The sequence below is a fragment of the Alteromonas naphthalenivorans genome, from assembly GCF_000213655.1.
Taxonomy (GTDB): Bacteria; Pseudomonadota; Gammaproteobacteria; order Enterobacterales; family Alteromonadaceae; genus Alteromonas; species Alteromonas naphthalenivorans.
In genome coordinates this window covers 3,446,747-3,463,766 of record NC_015554.1, presented here as the reverse complement: position 1 = coordinate 3,463,766, position 17,020 = coordinate 3,446,747, and the positions used below count along the sequence as shown (strand labels likewise).

Genomic DNA, 17,020 nt, shown 5'->3' with positions numbered 1-17,020 from the left:
TTAACTGTAACAGAATATGTGATCCAACCTAGTTCATTGGCAAGTAAACACATTTATCTTAGAAAATTCGGTGTTACTTTTTATGCTTTCGTCCGCGGTTAGGGCGCGTATACAAAAGTGGTATGTCTATGTACTATGCATGATAAATCGTTTCGAACCAAAAGTGTCTGCAAATGAGCAAGAAAATCCTTTCATTTACCTCAAACGACGTTGAAATTACCAGTGTCAAACCGGTTTATCGTGGTTTTTTCACCATGCAAGAATATCTGTTTACGCACAAATGCTTCGACGGTTCCCAAAGCGGGACAGTGAAACGAGAGCTATTTGAACGTGGACATGCTGTAGGCGTACTGCCTTACGACCCTATTTTAAAAGAATTCGTTTTAATTGAGCAGTTTAGAATAGGGGCGTTGGCGACATCTTCAACCCCTTGGCTGATAGAAATTATCGCCGGTATGATTGACGAAGGGGAAACCGAAGTAGATGTATGTCATAGAGAGTCGATGGAAGAGGCTGGTATTGAGCTTGAAAATCTCACCAAAGCAATGAGTTATTTATCTAGCCCTGGAGGGACGACCGAACGTATTCACATCTTTGTTGCAAAAACCAATGCAGAAAAAGCCCATGGCATTCATGGATTAGAAACCGAATCGGAAGATATTAAAGTTCATAGAGTGGCTGAAGCAACAGCCCTTGAATGGCTGGAAAACGGCCATATAGACAACGCTGCCGCAGTAATTGCGCTACAATGGTTCTTTATGAACAAATCCACGCTAATGGAGCAATGGAAGATATCGTGACACAACGTACCCACAGAAAATACGTCCCTCATCTACCCACAATGCAGGCATTGTGCGAGCTAAACTACGCGCACATTCTTCGTATTCTGCCAGATTGTGATACAGAGGAACTTAACTACGTATTTACCGTGGGCGACGCGCTTACGTACGAAATCAAGATTATTGAGTCTGCACGTTACACGAGTACGTTAAGCCTTAAACAAACGTCCGACGATATGCCCAGTTATTTAACGCCATCAATGACGGTGCGTTTGTACCACGATGCCCGAATGGCCGAAGTTATAAATAGCCAGAATACGGGCGCGCTACAACCCTCGTACGAATATCCTAATTTAAAAATGCGCCAACGCAATGAAAAGCAAATGGTGAATATCTTTCTTGCTGAGTGGTTAGATTTTTGCCGCAAATTGCGTCCTAAGGTAACTTCGCTAGCGTGAGTACCCTGCTGCATATTAGTGATTGCCATTTATTTGGTGATACCACTCGCCAAGGCTACGGCGCAATTAACCCTCACCTCAGCTTAAAACAAATTTTGATTGATGCTTTCAAGCACGGCGAAAATATCAGCGCGGTTATTGTTACCGGTGATATTAGCGGCGATGATTCATTAGCAAGCTATCAGCATTTTATTGCTTTGATGGAAAACTACGCGAATACACCAGTATATGTGATTGCGGGCAATCATGATAATAACCCTCACTTTGATACGTTATCTGCTTACCATCTTGTTGCTGGTACGCCTGTTGAATTAGGCGATTGGCAAATTCACGGCCTAGACACCCGTTTCGAAGGGGCGAGAGGTCAGGTAGATACTCAAGAGCTCAAGGCTATAGGCAAACAGGTAACTGAAAATTCTCATCGCCATCATTTACTGGCTATGCATCACCATGCCTCGCCATCAGAAAGTTGGATGGATAAACACGACTTGTCTAACGCCGATGCGTTTTTACACTGGGTAGAAGAGGGCATTGCATTAGCGGCGATCATTCATGGCCATGTTCACTCCCCCCTTCGTTACACGTTAGGTACAGATAATCCTGTACCAGTGATGGGCTGCCCTGCGAGCTGTTGGCAGTGGGAAATGGCATCTGAATTTGCGTTAAGCAACGAACAGCCCGGTTATCAACTCATTAGGTTACACGACGATGGAACGTTAACCAGCGATATAAAGAGAATAAAAATAATATGAAACACGTGTTATATCTTCATGGCTTTTTAAGCTCACCAAAGTCTGTAAAAGCGCAGGCCACCAAAGCGTATTTCGAGCAGCATCATCCCGATGTAACCTTGCATATTCCCGCGCTTTCGAATTACCCGAGCCAAGTAGAAAGTCAGTTGTTGGCATTGATAGAGAGTACCCCCGCGTTAATTAAAGATGGGCTGCGTGTTATTGGCAGTTCTATGGGCGGTTATTTATCTACGTTTTTAATTGAAAAATTCTCGGGCAAAGCCGTATTGATAAACCCTGCGGTAAAACCTTATGAATTACTGCAAGGTTTTATTGGTGAACATACCAACCCTTACACGGGTGAAGTGTTCCACATCGTTGAAAGCGATATTAATGTAATAGAAAAGTTAGACGCTAAAGAATTACGGCATGCACCTGCGTATAAAGTGTTATTGCAAACTGAGGACGAAACCTTAGATTATCGTTTAGCAGAAACCAAGTACGCTTCGAGCACGCTAGTCGTTGAAGAAGGCGGCGATCACAGCTTTATTGGCTTTGAAAATCACCTACCCGCTATTACAGACTTTCTACTTAACGATTAGAAGCCGTTAACGACGTCGTGCTTCTCATTGTTGTGTTGCTATTAGCAGTATTTATTTTAGCAGTATTAGCTTCATATCGTACCCACCAAGCTTGCTGACTTTCGCCTTTTCATTGCGAGGGTAGGCAAGCCTTGGTAACATCAATTTATCTTGCGTTGCAGTTGTCTTCTGCGTACGTTAACCCTTGTTGCTGGCTTAAATAATAACCATAACTATGTCAAATCAATATAACTCTGATGCAATTGAAGTCTTAAACGGTCTCGACCCGGTTAAGCGCCGCCCAGGCATGTATACCGATACCACTCGTCCCAACCATTTGGGCCAAGAGGTTATCGATAACAGTGTGGATGAAGCCTTAGCAGGTCATGCATCCAACATTAAAGTTATCTTGCATGAAGACCAATCTCTTGAAGTCATTGATGATGGCCGTGGTATGCCGGTGGATATCCACCCGGAAGAGAAAATCTCTGGTGTAGAACTTATTTTAAGTAAGCTACATGCTGGGGGAAAATTCTCCAACAAAAACTATGCGTTTTCTGGGGGGTTACACGGTGTGGGCATTTCAGTGGTGAACGCCCTCTCCACACGGGTAGAAGTCACTATTCGTCGTGACAGTAACGTGTATCAAATTGCCTTTGCCAATGGCGATAAAATTGAAGAACTTGCGGTAATAGATACGTGCGGCAAACGTAACACTGGTACCCGGGTACATTTTTGGCCCGATCCGCAATACTTCGATTCAGCAAAATTCTCAGCCAGCCGTCTTATTCATAATCTTCGTGCAAAGGCCGTACTAAGCCCAGGTTTACGTATTCGTTTTGACAATAAAATCGCCAAAGATTCACAAGAATGGTACTACGAAGATGGTTTGCAAGATTACTTGTATCAAGCGGTACAAGAATACGAAACACTTCCTACTGATGTCCCTTTTGTAGGTAGCTTTAAAGGTAACACCGAAGGCGCTGATTGGGCGGTAATGTGGCTGCCTGAAGGCGGTGAGTTAACCACCGAAAGTTACGTTAACCTTATCCCTACTGCCCAAGGCGGTACCCATGTAAATGGTATGCGCCAAGGCTTGTTAGAGTCTATGCGCGAGTTTTGTGAATTTAGAAACTTAATGCCTCGTGGGGTGAAGCTGTCACCGGATGATATCTGGGACCGATGTGCTTATATTTTGTCTACCAAAATGCAAGACCCACAATTTGCAGGGCAAACCAAAGAGCGCTTGTCGTCACGCCAAGCATCTGCTTTTGTCTCTGGCGTGGTAAAAGACGCGTTTAGCTTGTGGTTAAACCAACATACCGAAGTGGCCGAAGCCTTGGCAGATATGTGTATCAACAATGCACAGCGCCGATTACGTCAAAACAAAAAAGTGGCGCGTAAAAAGGTCACCCAAGGGCCAGCACTGCCAGGTAAATTAACCGATTGTTCGTCTCAAGACATTTCCTACTCTGAGCTTTTTCTAGTGGAAGGTGATTCAGCAGGTGGTTCTGCCAAACAAGCTAGAGACCGAGAATTCCAAGCTATCATGCCCCTTCGCGGTAAAATCCTTAATAGCTGGGAAGTAGACTCTTCACAGGTATTAGCATCACAAGAAATTCACGATATATCAGTAGCGTTAGGTATCGACCCAGATTCTACCGATTTATCAGGTTTACGGTACGGTAAAATTTGTATATTAGCGGATGCCGACTCCGACGGACTGCATATTGCTACCTTGCTGTGTGCATTGTTTGTGAAGCACTTTAGAACGCTAGTCGACCAAGGCCATGTTTATGTGGCCATGCCACCTTTATTTCGTATCGATGTGGGCAAAGAAGTTTTCTATGCGCTGGATGAAGGCGAGAAAAAAGGCATATTGGATCGTATAGAAGCAGAGAAAAAACGCGGTAAAGTAAACGTTCAGCGCTTTAAAGGGCTAGGTGAAATGAACCCGTTACAGCTTCGTGAAACTACTATGGATCCCAATACCCGTAGGTTAGTTCAACTCACGATAGAAGACTCGGCAGAAATGCTAGAGTTGATGGACATGCTGTTAGCCAAAAAACGTTCTGGCGACAGAAAAATCTGGCTTGAAAGCAAAGGAAATATGGCGGAAGTCGGCGTTTAACCTTTGCTTGCCTGTTAGCCATATCGGTATCGATATGGCTTCACTCTGTCCAATCCCTTTCGTCGTTCACGTATTAATTCCTCAAGCAATTCGCCTATCAATAGATATGCATTTACCCATTACTTTCAAGCTTCTTTGCTGCTCCACTTCACTAATATCTTCCTGTTTAGCGCCTCGATATCGAAACTATATTTAGGGTGATGAAATAGTTACCAAATAATACCGAGAAATTATTTAACTAATACTAGCGAGTTACCCTGATATTTTCGTTAGTTTTCAACATAAACTTTGAGGTGTTTGAACCTTTTAGGCGCATAACACGTTTTATTTAACGTAATAATATTAGACTTTGGTATATTTCTGGAGTGCTAGTTACTGGTATAGTAAGCGTATTAGATGCGGTGAAGATGCCGCAAATACTGAATGTTCGCATTAGCATTCAGTTAACTCAAACGGAGCTAAATGTAGTATGGAATCTTTACCGTCATCGCGGGCGACTAAACCTGAGATAGCTCCTTTTATTGTTGGCGTAGGCTCTTCAGCGGGCGGAATAGAAGCATTAATCAATCTGGTAAGCGAATTACCAAAAGCCATCAATGCGTCTTTTATTATTGCTCAGCATTTATCTCCTACTCATAAAAGCCAAATGACGGAAATATTGGCGCGAGAAACTGAATACCCTGTGGTTGAGGCTACGCCGCATTGCAAAATTAAAGCAAACACCATTTATGTGGGGCCACCGGGTTACCACCTTAAATACAAAGAGGGGTATTTACACCTCGATAAATCACCGGATGAACTATCTCCTAAGCCCTCCGTTAACCTCTTGTTTGAATCATTAGCTGATGAAATTGGCGATCACGCAATTGGCGTTATCTTATCGGGTACTGGCAGCGATGGTGCCAGAGGGCTTAAGGCCATTAAAGGTGTCGGTGGGTTTGCCTTTGTGCAAGACCCAGCCTCTGCAAAATATGATGGCATGCCCAAAGCGGCGCTTGAAAATGTGGCTGTGGATTCAATTCTTGAACCCCAAGAAATGGGGCAAGAAATTGCACATATTTCGCAAAACATCGCGCGTAATTTCTTAGCGGTGCAGGAAGACACTCGAAGTGAATTAATGAGTGAACTCTACGGAAAGATAAGAACGGCGACCAAAATAGATTTCAGTTTTTACAAACAATCGACCTTGTTGCGCAGAGTGAATCGTCGTTTAATTGCCACACAAACTGAAGATTTACCCTCTTATTTGACCTATTTAGACAATAACGCCGATGAAGTTATAGCATTGTCGAAAGAGCTATTAATTTCAGTTACCGACTTTTTCAGAGACAACACTGCATTTAACGCTATCAAGACACATATTGAGAGTATTGTAGAAAACAAAAACAGCGGCGATGCTATTCGTTTATGGGTAGCAGGATGTGCCACTGGAGAAGAGGCATACTCATTAGCCATCTTGTTTCTTGAAGCTATTGAGAAGCAAGGTATTGATGCCAACTTGCAGATTTTTGCGACTGATATCGATGAACATGCACTCTCAGTTGCCCGCAAAGGGGCCTATTCTGTTCAGGCCATTGCAAGCCTTTCATCGGATTTAACCGACAAGTACTTTCGGTATGCTGACAATGCGTATTACCCGCAAAAATTACTGCGTGATGTAATCACCTTTTCTCGTCAGGACATCACGCGAGATCCGCCATTTTTACACCTTGACATGGTGTCGTTTAGAAATGTACTTATCTACTTTAATAGCGATTTACAGCAGCGGGTGTTATCGCTGTTTCGTTATTCGTTAACCAAAGAAGGTATTCTCTTTTTAGGTAAGTCTGAATCGATTGGCTCGACAGAAGATATCTTTGTTGCCCTTGATAGGCGCAGTAGAATTTTTAAAGTAAGCGAGGCGTCTAAGCCTCCCTCACTGCCGAAAATGCTAAAAAGCCATGTAGATATAACTAAAACGAAAACGGCTATCACTAACAGCTACGAAAATATTTTCACTCGCTCTGTACTAGATAGCTTCGGGCCAAGTTTACTCATCAGTGAAAGGTTTGCCATTTTGCACTCACATGGCAACTTACAACGCTTTATTACGTTCCCATCTGGGGTGCCCGATCTTAACTTATCGAAACTCATTGCTGCGCCTTTTGCCGCAGACTTGATTTCTTGCGTGAATAAGGCAAGTCGTACTGGTGAAATAGCAATAAGTCGAGCTAAGCGCTTAGCCGACGATGATAGTCGGCTGTGGAAGTTACGGGTGCTCCCGCTAGAAAACCAAAGTCCTCAGCACTACTTAGTTAATTTTTATGAATACGACACTATTATTGATGCCGAGCCCAAAGAGCCGACGGCAACCAATGAAGCTGATGTTGCTGAATTAATTGCAGCTCGAGAGCAACTACAAACGCTTACCGAAGAAATGGCTGCCTCAGCGGAAGAAATGCAGGCACTTAATGAAGAAGTGCAAGCCGCTAACGAAGAGCTACAAGCGAATAACGAAGAGCTTGAAGCCACCAACGAAGAGCTTCAGGCTACTAACGAAGAACTCATTAGCGTAAATGAAGAAAGCATGCGGAAATCTGCTGATTTAGGTGCGATAAACAGTGAGTTGATGAGCGTTTACAACACGTTAGATTTTCCAATCTTGGTCTTTGATACCGATACCTGCTTAAGTCGAACCAATGACGCAGCCAATCGCCGTTTTCATTTAAATAATGGCTCGTTTAAAAAGCCGATGTACTCGCTTAATTTCCCCGGCTATTTTGAAGACATTGAAAAGCGCTTAAGTAAAACCCTGCGTAATGGGGTAAATACGAGCATGGTGATCAAGCCATCAAGCCAAGAAACTTACAATGTATTCATTACGCCAATTCTAAACAGTCGAGAGCGCATCACTGGGGCTGTTCTAGTTATTATTGATAACTCAGAATTGGTCATTGCCCACGAACGAATTGAAAAAAGCCAAGAGCAGCTTTTATCTATTATGAATAACTCATTGGCGTTAATTGCACTTAAAGATAATGCGGGTCGATATGAGTTTGTGAACGCTCGGTTTGAAGAAGTCTTTGGCGTAACCGCGCAAGATGTGATTGGCAAAACTGATCTTCAAATTTTTGAGCGTGATACTGCCCGTCAGTTCCGTGAAAAAGACTTAGATACAATGCGTACTTTGTCACCGGTAGAAACCCTTGATGAGTTCACCTTGCGGGCCGGTAAAGTTATTATCAAAAGTGTGCGATTCCCTATTTTTGATGCCGAAGGCACCATAAAGTCAATTTGTACCCAAGCAACAGATATTTCAAAAGAGCTACATGCCAATGAACAATTGCGTTTAGCTGGCAAGATATTTGAGCGTACCAGTGAAGCTATTCTTGTTACTGATGCCAATCAGCGCATTCTTACCACTAACGAGACATTTGCTGAATTAACAGGCTTTTCTCAGCAGGAGTTGATTGGCAAAAAACCAGAGCTGTTAGAGTCGGGTGAGCATTCAAAAGACTTTTTTGCAGCAATGGATGCGTCGTTGACAGAGAGAGGGTTTTGGCAAGGCGAAGTCATTAACAAAGTGAAAGATGGTAGTCATGTGAAAATGTGGCTTTCATATAATGCGGTAAAAGACGCAAATGGTGACATTGTTAATTATGTTGCGGCCTACAGCAATATTGATGAGATAAAAAATATGCAGCGCCGCATTGAATATCTCGCTACCCATGACGAGCTGACAGGTCTACCCAATAGAACCGTGTTACTTGAACGTCTTGAACTCATGATTAGTGGGGCGAAGCGTAGCAAGCAATTATGCGGTGTACTCTTTGTTGACTTAGATAACTTTAAGCCGGTTAACGACAACTTAGGTCATAAGGTGGGTGACTTGCTCCTTAAGCAGGTTACTAAGCGACTACAACAATGTATACGCGACACAGATATGTTGGCGAGAATTGGCGGTGATGAATTTGTAGCCTTAATATCGGCCTCTCACATTGACGAAATTGATGATATTGCAAAGCGTATCATTAGTCAGGTTCAAAACGAGTTTGATGTATCTACCCATTCTATTTCGGTTTCTGCGAGCATCGGTATTGCCGTTTACCCTGCAGATGGGATCAGCTCAGAAATACTCTTGCAGCACGCAGATGAAGCCATGTATTTAGCGAAATCTTCTGGTCGCAATCAATATCAGTACTTTACCGCGAAGATGAAAGAGCAGGCATTAGCCCGTTTAGAAGTCGAAAAACAGCTTAAAGTAGCATTAGATGGTAAACAGTTTTCAATGGTGTACCAACCTCAGTTTGAGCCTACGTCGAACGCCATAGTTGGCGCCGAGGCATTACTGCGTTATAAAAATAGCGACGGTGAAGTACTTAATGCTGAGTCATTTATTAATATTGCCGAGCGCGGAAAACTGATTGAAACCATAGGCTTTCATGCGGTTGAGTTGGTTGCGCGAGAAATTGCTCAATATATTCAACTTGGCAGTAAACTGCCCGCCATAGCGATTAATTTATCTGGATCGCAGTTGCTTACATCTGATTTTATTAAAAACTTTGTGGCAGTACTAGACCGTTATGAACTTACCCCGGGTCTATTTAAATTCGAAGTATCTGAAAAAGATATTGAAAGTGGTGAAGAGCGAATTTACCATCGGTTGAGGACATTGGCCTCGATGGGCAGTGTGATTAGTATTGACGACTATGGCCTGTACAAGAGTGCAATATCTCAGCTTCAACAAAGCGGAGCGAGTGAAATTAAGCTATCCAGCCGATTATTGACCGACGTTAGCGATAACAATGATTCAAACAAACTTATTCACGCTTTGATTAATGCAGGAAAAGCACTAGGCCTTAAAATCATCGCGGATAAAGTTGAAACTCAGCAGCAACTCGATTACTTACGGGATATCGGGTGCGATGTAGTACAGGGGCTTGTTTTTTCGCCTATGCTTACATGCGCAGAGCTTAATAAACAAATTAGTTAATAATATTATGAACCCTGATACGACTACCTTTAATAAGCACAATGCTGAGATGGACGCCTTGGTTGAGAATTGTGAAAAAGAGGCTTTGCATTTAAGTGGCAAGGTTCAGCAATTTGGCGGTGCGTTCTTTATCGATAGTGAATCTTTGCAGGTCACTGCCGCTAGTAGTAATTTGGCCCACTTTATTCAACTTTCGCCCTCTGAACTGGTGGGCTGCCCAGTAAAATCACTCGACTGGTTGCCGTTAAGTTTACTGTATAATTTAGGGTCTAAGGCCGGCGATAGAGCTTATGCCTTTAACGAGCCCCTAAACGATAAGGTATTGAATTTCAGAAGCCATCGTAGCGACGAAGGTATCTTAATTGAGATAGAGTCTAGTGTTGCCAATATTTCTCAGCGTCAGTACTTACAATTAAGATCCTCAATACTTCCGACCATCGAACAGCATTGGGAAGATAAAGATTTTTGGGAGCAACTTATCGCAACCCTTGATGAGTTTCTGCCCTGCGAACGTATACTGCTTTATCGCTTTAATGAGCTTTGGAGTGGCGAAGTCGTGGCTGAAAAAGTGATTGAAGGGGCACCAAAGTATCTTGGATTAAAATTTCCAGCATCGGACATACCTGCTATTGCCCGTCAAATGTATTATGAGAATCCGTCACGATATATTGCTAGTAGTGCCACACCGCCCGCTGACTTTCTGAATCAAGCAGAACAACCGCTAAACTTAACGTATTCGGATTTACGAAGTGTGTCGCCAATTCATGGCGAATACATGCAGAATATGGGTGTGGCTACATCATTTTCTATTCCCATCATTCAAACCGGTAAATTGTGGGGCTTAGTGTCGTGTCACAATAGCACCGAATCGCACATAGATGCGCAATTGCGCCATCAAGCGGAAATGCTGGTGAAGTATTTCTCTATGGTGTATTCCACGCACAAATCGAAAAAGCGCCTGCAATTGCTCACGTCATTGGATGAGAAAGTTGGGGCAATTACGCATAAGCTTCGCTTAAAAGATGCTCAAGCAACTCAAGCGTTTTTAGAAGACGTAAAACGAGATTTCACCGCGTGCGGGGCTGCCATTTTTATAAATGGGCAGTGGTATGTTAGTGATGATAATGGTTATGACATTGCTCAACTAAAACGTATCGATAAAGCCTTTCAGTCAGACACGTCTGATGTCATCCTGCACACCCAAGATATTCGTCAGTATGCTGGGTTAGAGGCATTAGACCCAGAAAATGTCAGAGGCGTAATGCTAATTCGTATGAACTACGAATTAGCTAAAGCGCGATTGTATATCTTTAGACAGCCCGAATCGCAAATTACCCGTTGGGCTGGTAAACCGGAAAAAGACGTTAATGAACAAGGCATGCTGTCACCACGAGCGTCATTTGATCGGTGGAGTGAAATTGATGGTGAGCAAAGCTTACCGTGGACTAAGCGAGATATTTTGTTTTCCAAAAAACTGCGGGCATCGTTAATCCGAACGCTAACACGATAGGTATTTAGTCTGACAGTCTATCTAGAACCTCCTGATTGGAGGTTCTTTTTTTCAAGTACAGTTACCACTGCATGTTTTAACAATCATTCACGCAAGTAGTTGGAAAATCGTTTTAACATTTATTCATATTCGAGGTGAGCCGATGGCAAGTTCTTCCGTTTCCAATAACACTACCACGCTATTGTTTGATCATGATGGTACCTTGATTAATTCAGAGCGCGTCCACTTTACACTGTGGCAAGAAATAGTGGCCAGTTATGGTGCAGAGCTAACAGATGAATTTTACTGTAAAGCAATGGCGGGTATACCGGTTAAGCAAAATGCCAAAGATGTCGTTGAGCATTTCTCATTAGACGAAACCCCTGAGCGATTGGCCAAAAAGAAACACGAAAAAATTGAAGCGTATCTTTCACAGCAAGCTTTCCCACTTATGCCACACGCTGCTGAAACCATCAAGGCGTGCGCAGATAAAGGCTACACAATAGGAATTGTGACTGGGGGAAGTACTTTGTCGGTAGAGAAAACCCTCGCAAATTATGGCCTAGCTCAATACATTTCATGTGTGGCGGCGGTAGAAGATGTTACTTACAGTAAGCCTGCCCCCGATTGCTACCAGCTGGCCATGGAAAAGTTAGGGGTTTCAGCAGCGCAGTGTGTCGCCATTGAAGATACCCACACCGGCATGCAATCAGCGGTATCGGCAGAAATACCTTGTGTGGTTATTCCAACCACACAATCGGCCACCCATGATTTTTCGAAAGCGACCTCTCGTTACGAAAGCTTACCATTATGGTTAGAACAAGAAATCACAGGTCGCTAGTCATAAACACTAGATTTAGCTACTATTTCTATTCTTCACAACGTAGCGTTTAGGTAAGGTCGTGGTGGTATGTATTCATGGTGTTTGGGAAGTGATTAAATCATGAGAAGTGTGGGTCGTTGGATTCTTGGTGTCGTTGTGACTCTATTCGTGGTTACCTTTGTTATATTGATAGGGGTAAGCGTCGCTGTGGTTCAGCGTTCGCCATTGGTGGTATCTAGTGCACCAAACCAATTAGATGGCGCAGACAGCGTTAACGACTTGCTGTCTCAGTTACAAAATGCGTTCACTCAGCGAAGTTCTAACCACGTTATTCATCTAACCGAAACCCAGATTGAAAGCTTAGTCGGGGTGTTGCAGCGGGCCGTGCCTAATTTTAGTGGCGTCGTGAACGTAACTGAAGTGGGCAGTACTATTACTTTTACCTTTTCACCCAGCAGTGTTGATTTATATTTCAATGTTTCAGCGTTAATTTTACCCGGCGATAGCCTGCAAATTGATTATATTAGTGTGGGGGATTTGTCGTTGTCTGGGCCTCTCATGCTCTCGTTTGCTGAAAAGGGGATAAATTATTGGACTAAGTCTGAAATTGCCACCATTGCCCTGACGCGGGTTGAAAGAGTGACCATGCGCCGCGGTGAGGTGTCTTTACATACTGCGCCACTGGCCTCTTTGTTAGAAGAGCTTACCGTGGTGTCTAACAATATGGGCGTTCAAGAAGAAACAGAGCTTCAAACCCTTGCCGCTTATTATTTGCGTTATATTTCAGGGCGAGATTTAGCGCTATCAAAGCAACCAGTGCCTCTTATTGAGTATTTACGGGAAGGCATGGCTCGCGCAAGAGAGCAAAGTAACTCGCCACAAGAGGCAGCACTACATAACAAAGCGGTGATTTTGGCTCTTGCAGCGTATGTGGGGCACTATCGTATTGGTAGCTTAGTGGGCGACTTACAGCCCGATCCGACAAAAGCATTAAAGCCTCGTGCCCCTGCTATTTTATTAGCGCGTAACGACTTAGCCCGTCATTTCATTATTTCCGCCGCCCTAGAGTTACTTGCCGAGCAAGACATGTCGTGGGCAATTGGTGAATTTAAAGAGTTAATGGACAGAGGCACAGGTGGTTCAGGCTACAGTTTTGTGGATTTAGGTGCCGACATGTCGGGCTCACAATTTGCCCGAGTGGCGACCATGCCTGAGCATGCCGAAAGTACGCAAAATGCTGTGGCACGAATCCAATCTGATTCCGATATTGTTCCAGCGATAAAAGCCTTTCCTGAAGGATTAAGTAAGCAAGCGTTTACCGAGAAGTATGGACGTGTAGACAGTGAAGCTTATTTAAATGAAGTGGCTGAGATTAAGCGCCTTATCAAACAAGTGCCTATGTATCAGAAGGCGCATGCTGAAGGGAATTTAATAAATCAAATTGAAGCGGGTGATGCCGGGGAACACAAATAGCGTGCGCTAGCCCTTTGAGCCTAAATCTAGCAAGCCATGCTACCTAAATACGAGTCAAGGTAGCATGGAAATTTATAGGTTAAAGGTATTTGTAGGTTAAAAAGCGCGTCTATTTACTTGCCAATGACTGCTGAAATTGAGAGACGGTAGTGAGTGCCAATTCAATCTTTTTAATCAGTGCGGGCAGAGCTGCTTTTGCTTCTTCCTCTGTCATGTCTTTCAAAGCTTGCCAATCTAACGCAATCTCTTCTACATAAGGGCCGAAGCGTTTTGCTTGTGTGGTGAACGGGCTATCTGCTGCAAATACGGCGGCAAACTTACCTTGACTGTCTTTTTGCAAACGATCCAATGCCTGATCTGCATCCACCGCCTTACGGTAAAGGGTCTGGATAGTATCTTGTAGTTGTTGGTGAATAGCTTGCATATCTTTTCCTGTAAAAGAAGCCCCGTAAAAGACGTCTCACAAAAGTCGCCTGAAAAAAGCAGTGTAAAATTAGATTAAAGTTTCAGCATATCTGGCCGATAACCTCGAAGGTGGGCAATTTTGCCTATTTTTTTACTTTGCTTCAAGCAACAAAGGAAAACGGTATGGATCTACAAGGTGCTAGTGCCTCTGGAACGTCCGGTGCGTCACTTGAACTCGCTTCGCTTAAGTTGGCCAAGGGTCAACAAGAGCAAGAAGGAAAAGCGGCGCTTCAGCTGTTAGAAAATTCAGCTGACGTACCAAAATCAACATCTTCTAATCCTGCTGTAGGCGCAAATATAGATACTTTCGCTTAAGGTTAGGGATGTAAATGTAAGTCGATAGGCGTTTTGCCAGGCTGAGCGCCTATCTCTCTAACGAGTTTAGGCACAAGGAAACCTGGTAGGCGCTTTATCGCTTCCTGCATAATTTGTCTCGCCTTGTCGTCACTAACATAAAAGTGACTTGCCCCTTCTACTTTATCAAGTACATGCAAATAGTAGGGCATAACCCCTGCATCAAATAAACGCTCACTTAATTCACACACTGCATCCGCTGAGTCATTCACATCTTTTAGTAACACCGATTGGTTTAACAAGGTAACACCGTGAGTGCGCAATTTTTCTAAGCGGCTCTTAAGTGCTGGTGATACTTCATTTGAATGATTAGCATGCAATACGAGTATTTTTTGAATAGGCAGCTGAGTAAACCAGTCAAAAAAAGCATTGTCGAGGCGTTCGGGCAGTACAACCGGTAAACGGGTGTGAATACGAAGTCGTTTAATATGCGGTATTGCGGCGATTTCTTTTGCTAATGCGGCTAGGTGATCATCTTTTGCCATTAGCGGATCGCCGCCCGAAAAAATCACTTCGTTAATCGCTGGGTTGCCAGCAATGTAATCTAATGCCTCTTGCCACTGGGCTTTATTCACCGCGTTATCGGCATATGGAAAGTGTCTGCGAAAACAATAACGGCAATTAACCGCACATCCAGTACGTACCATTAATAATACGCGAGAGTCGTACTTATGTAGCAAACCTTTACCAGCAGTATCGTGTTCTTCTAACGGATCTTTCGTGTAACCCGGTTCAATACTAAACTCTTGTTTAAGTGGCATCACTTGCAAAAAAAGCGGGTCGTTGGGGTTTCCTTTTTCCATTAACGAGGCAAAGTGCCGAGGAACACGCATAGGAAAAAGGCGTCGTGCTTTACTGTCTTGTTCGTAGTCTTTGCTGGGTAAATCTAAAAAAGACAACAGCTTTTCAGGGCTGGTAAAGCTATTAGCTAATTCTTTTTGCCAGTTATGCTCTACAGAAATCGCTTTTTTAGGTATTATTTGTTCCACGAAATTTTTTGTACCTTATGTTTAGACAGAGGAATTATGGCTAATTACAGCACTAACGAGTTCAAAGCCGGCCTGAAAATCATGCTGGATGGTGAACCTTGTAACATTTTAGAAAACGAATACGTGAAGCCGGGCAAAGGTCAGGCATTTAACCGCGTTAAAATTCGTAAACTTATCTCAGGTAAAGTTTTAGAAAAAACTTTCCGCTCTGGTGAGTCAGTAGAAGGCGCAGATGTTTTAGACACTGAGCTTGCTTACTTGTACACCGACGGCGAATTCTACCACTTTATGAACAACGAAACATTCGAACAAATCGCGGCAGACGAAAAAGCAGTAGGCGATAGTGTTAAGTGGTTGGTAGAAAACGATGTGTGCGTTATTACCTTGTGGAACGGTACGCCAATTACAGTAACACCACCCAACTTCGTTGAACTTGAAATTACTGAAACTGACCCAGGCCTTAAAGGCGATACAGCGGGTACAGGTGGTAAGCCAGCTACACTAACAACGGGCGCAGTAGTACGTGTTCCTTTGTTTGTGCAAACCGGTGAAGTAATTAAAGTTGATACTCGCTCTGGTGAGTATGCGTCTCGTGCGCAAAAGTAACAAAAGTAAGTAAGAAATAAGAAACAGCTGCAGTTAGCCGATGCCGTATTTGGCATCGGTAACTCGCTTACCGTTACACATTTTTTCCTATGGGTGATTCGCCAAATAAAGCTTACTAATCGATAATCCCCGAAGCTGTTTATCGTATTTGTCATCATTCTTATCAATAAGCAAAGACACCTCTGTTCATGAACGACTGGCAACCAACCTCATCACATGATTCTCGAATTGCACGAGCCAATTTACTGCGTAGCATAAGACACTTTTTCTATACCCGAGATGTGCTGGAAGTAGAAACGCCATTATTATCCAGCGGCACGGTAACCGATGAACATCTCGATGCATTCCTTACAAAGTTTAATCATTCGCGGGATGGCGCACCGGTAGACCTTTATCTACAAACGTCTCCTGAATTTGCTATGAAACGCCTATTGTGCGGTCAAAGTGGAGCTATTTATCAAATCTGCAAAGCATTTCGACATGAAGGGGAAGGGCGCTGGCATAACCCTGAATTCACTATGCTGGAATGGTATCGACCGGGCTTCGACCACCATGCCCTAATGCAGGAAGTTGATGCGTTATTAATAGAAACGCTAGGTACAGATGCTGGCGAGATAATCAGTTATCAAGATGTGTTTAAATTTCGGTTGGGTATTGACCCGCTCACCGCAACTGATGAAATGCTTCTGGCTAAAATGGCTGACTGCAATATCGATATTTCAAGCCCTGAACAGCTTGATAAAGACAGTAAATTACAACTGCTTTTTTCAATGGCGATTGAGCCGGTTATTGGTCAAGAGCGGCCGTGTTTTGTGTTTGGTTTTCCTGCTTCACAAGCGTCCCTCGCCCGCATCAATGCACAAGACTCACGTACTGCCGACAGGTTTGAAGTGTATTTTAAAGGGGCAGAGTTAGCGAATGGCTTTCATGAATTAAACGAGGCTTCGGAACAAAAACAACGCTTCGAGCAAGACAATGAGAAGCGTCGTAAAAATGGCCAGCCTGTAAAGCCCATTGATACGCGATTTCTGTCTGCGCTAGAAAACGGTTTGCCACACTGCGCAGGGGTAGCGTTAGGTATAGATCGGTTGTTAATGCTTAAAATAGGGGCGTCGCATATTCAAGAGGTGCTTAACTTTCCCGTGAGTAGAGCCTAGGTTCTTACTTTG

Annotated in this window: 14 protein-coding genes; 12 read left to right on the top strand and 2 right to left on the bottom strand. The window is 43.5% G+C overall.

Features of this window, described 5'->3' with window-relative positions; genetic code table 11:
- Window positions 1–173 precede the first annotated feature (173 nt).
- The 9 genes from nudF (at window position 174) to AMBT_RS15035 (ending at window position 13,437) form a co-directional block, all read left to right on the top strand.
- Window positions 174–800, top strand: a complete 627-nt coding sequence (nudF, locus tag AMBT_RS15075) for an ADP-ribose diphosphatase (protein WP_013785496.1) — start codon at window positions 174–176, stop codon at window positions 798–800.
- 41 nt (window positions 801–841) lie between these two features.
- Window positions 842–1,237: a DUF1249 domain-containing protein gene (locus AMBT_RS15070; RefSeq protein WP_013785495.1), complete on the top strand. Its 396-nt coding sequence runs from the start codon at window positions 842–844 to the stop codon at window positions 1,235–1,237.
- A complete protein-coding gene (locus AMBT_RS15065) occupies window positions 1,234–1,989 on the top strand; it encodes a metallophosphoesterase (RefSeq protein ID WP_013785494.1) in 756 nt (251 codons plus the stop codon). The genes AMBT_RS15070 and AMBT_RS15065 overlap by 4 nt, the downstream gene beginning before the upstream one ends.
- A complete protein-coding gene (locus tag AMBT_RS15060; RefSeq protein ID WP_013785493.1) occupies window positions 1,986–2,570 on the top strand; it encodes a YqiA/YcfP family alpha/beta fold hydrolase in 585 nt (194 codons plus the stop codon). Before AMBT_RS15065 ends, AMBT_RS15060 begins: the two co-directional genes overlap by 4 nt.
- A 214-nt stretch (window positions 2,571–2,784) precedes the next feature.
- The gene (gene parE / locus AMBT_RS15055; RefSeq protein ID WP_013785492.1) at window positions 2,785–4,680 is read left to right on the top strand and encodes a DNA topoisomerase IV subunit B; all 1,896 of its coding nucleotides are present in this window, start codon (window positions 2,785–2,787) and stop codon (window positions 4,678–4,680) included.
- Window positions 4,681–5,149: 469 nt separating this feature from the next.
- Window positions 5,150–9,652 (top strand): chemotaxis protein CheB, encoded by a 4,503-nt coding sequence (locus AMBT_RS15050; protein ID WP_013785491.1) that lies wholly within the window; start codon window positions 5,150–5,152, stop codon window positions 9,650–9,652.
- Window positions 9,653–9,659: 7 nt separating this feature from the next.
- Window positions 9,660–11,162 carry a GAF domain-containing protein gene (locus AMBT_RS15045; protein WP_013785490.1) on the top strand — a complete coding sequence of 501 codons (1,503 nt, stop codon included), beginning with the start codon at window positions 9,660–9,662 and terminating at the stop codon, window positions 11,160–11,162.
- 142 nt (window positions 11,163–11,304) lie between these two features.
- Entirely contained in the window at window positions 11,305–11,982 is a 678-nt protein-coding gene (locus AMBT_RS15040; protein ID WP_013785489.1) for an HAD family hydrolase, read from the top strand.
- 102 nt (window positions 11,983–12,084) lie between these two features.
- Window positions 12,085–13,437 carry a YfiM family lipoprotein gene (locus AMBT_RS15035; protein WP_013785488.1) on the top strand — a complete coding sequence of 451 codons (1,353 nt, stop codon included), beginning with the start codon at window positions 12,085–12,087 and terminating at the stop codon, window positions 13,435–13,437.
- A 109-nt stretch (window positions 13,438–13,546) separates the two neighbouring features.
- Here AMBT_RS15035 and AMBT_RS15030 read toward each other — a convergent pair whose 3' ends face one another.
- Window positions 13,547–13,861 carry a hypothetical protein gene (locus AMBT_RS15030; protein WP_013785487.1) on the bottom strand — a complete coding sequence of 105 codons (315 nt, stop codon included), beginning with the start codon at window positions 13,859–13,861 and terminating at the stop codon, window positions 13,547–13,549.
- A gap of 164 nt (window positions 13,862–14,025) precedes the next feature.
- On the opposite strand from AMBT_RS15030, the gene AMBT_RS15025 reads away from it, so the two are divergent.
- Window positions 14,026–14,217: a hypothetical protein gene (locus tag AMBT_RS15025; RefSeq protein ID WP_013785486.1), complete on the top strand. Its 192-nt coding sequence runs from the start codon at window positions 14,026–14,028 to the stop codon at window positions 14,215–14,217.
- Between the two features lie 2 nt (window positions 14,218–14,219).
- Here the strand turns inward: AMBT_RS15025 and epmB are convergent, their stop codons facing one another.
- Entirely contained in the window at window positions 14,220–15,245 is a 1,026-nt protein-coding gene (epmB, locus tag AMBT_RS15020; protein WP_013785485.1) for an EF-P beta-lysylation protein EpmB, read from the bottom strand.
- A 36-nt stretch (window positions 15,246–15,281) separates the two neighbouring features.
- Here epmB and efp point away from each other — a divergent pair, with 36 nt between their 5' ends.
- Window positions 15,282–15,851: an elongation factor P gene (gene efp, locus AMBT_RS15015; protein ID WP_013785484.1), complete on the top strand. Its 570-nt coding sequence runs from the start codon at window positions 15,282–15,284 to the stop codon at window positions 15,849–15,851.
- Window positions 15,852–16,039: 188 nt separating this feature from the next.
- Complete coding sequence (epmA, locus tag AMBT_RS15010; RefSeq protein WP_013785483.1) at window positions 16,040–17,008, top strand: elongation factor P--(R)-beta-lysine ligase; 969 nt, start codon at window positions 16,040–16,042, stop codon at window positions 17,006–17,008.
- Window positions 17,009–17,020 lie beyond the last annotated feature (12 nt).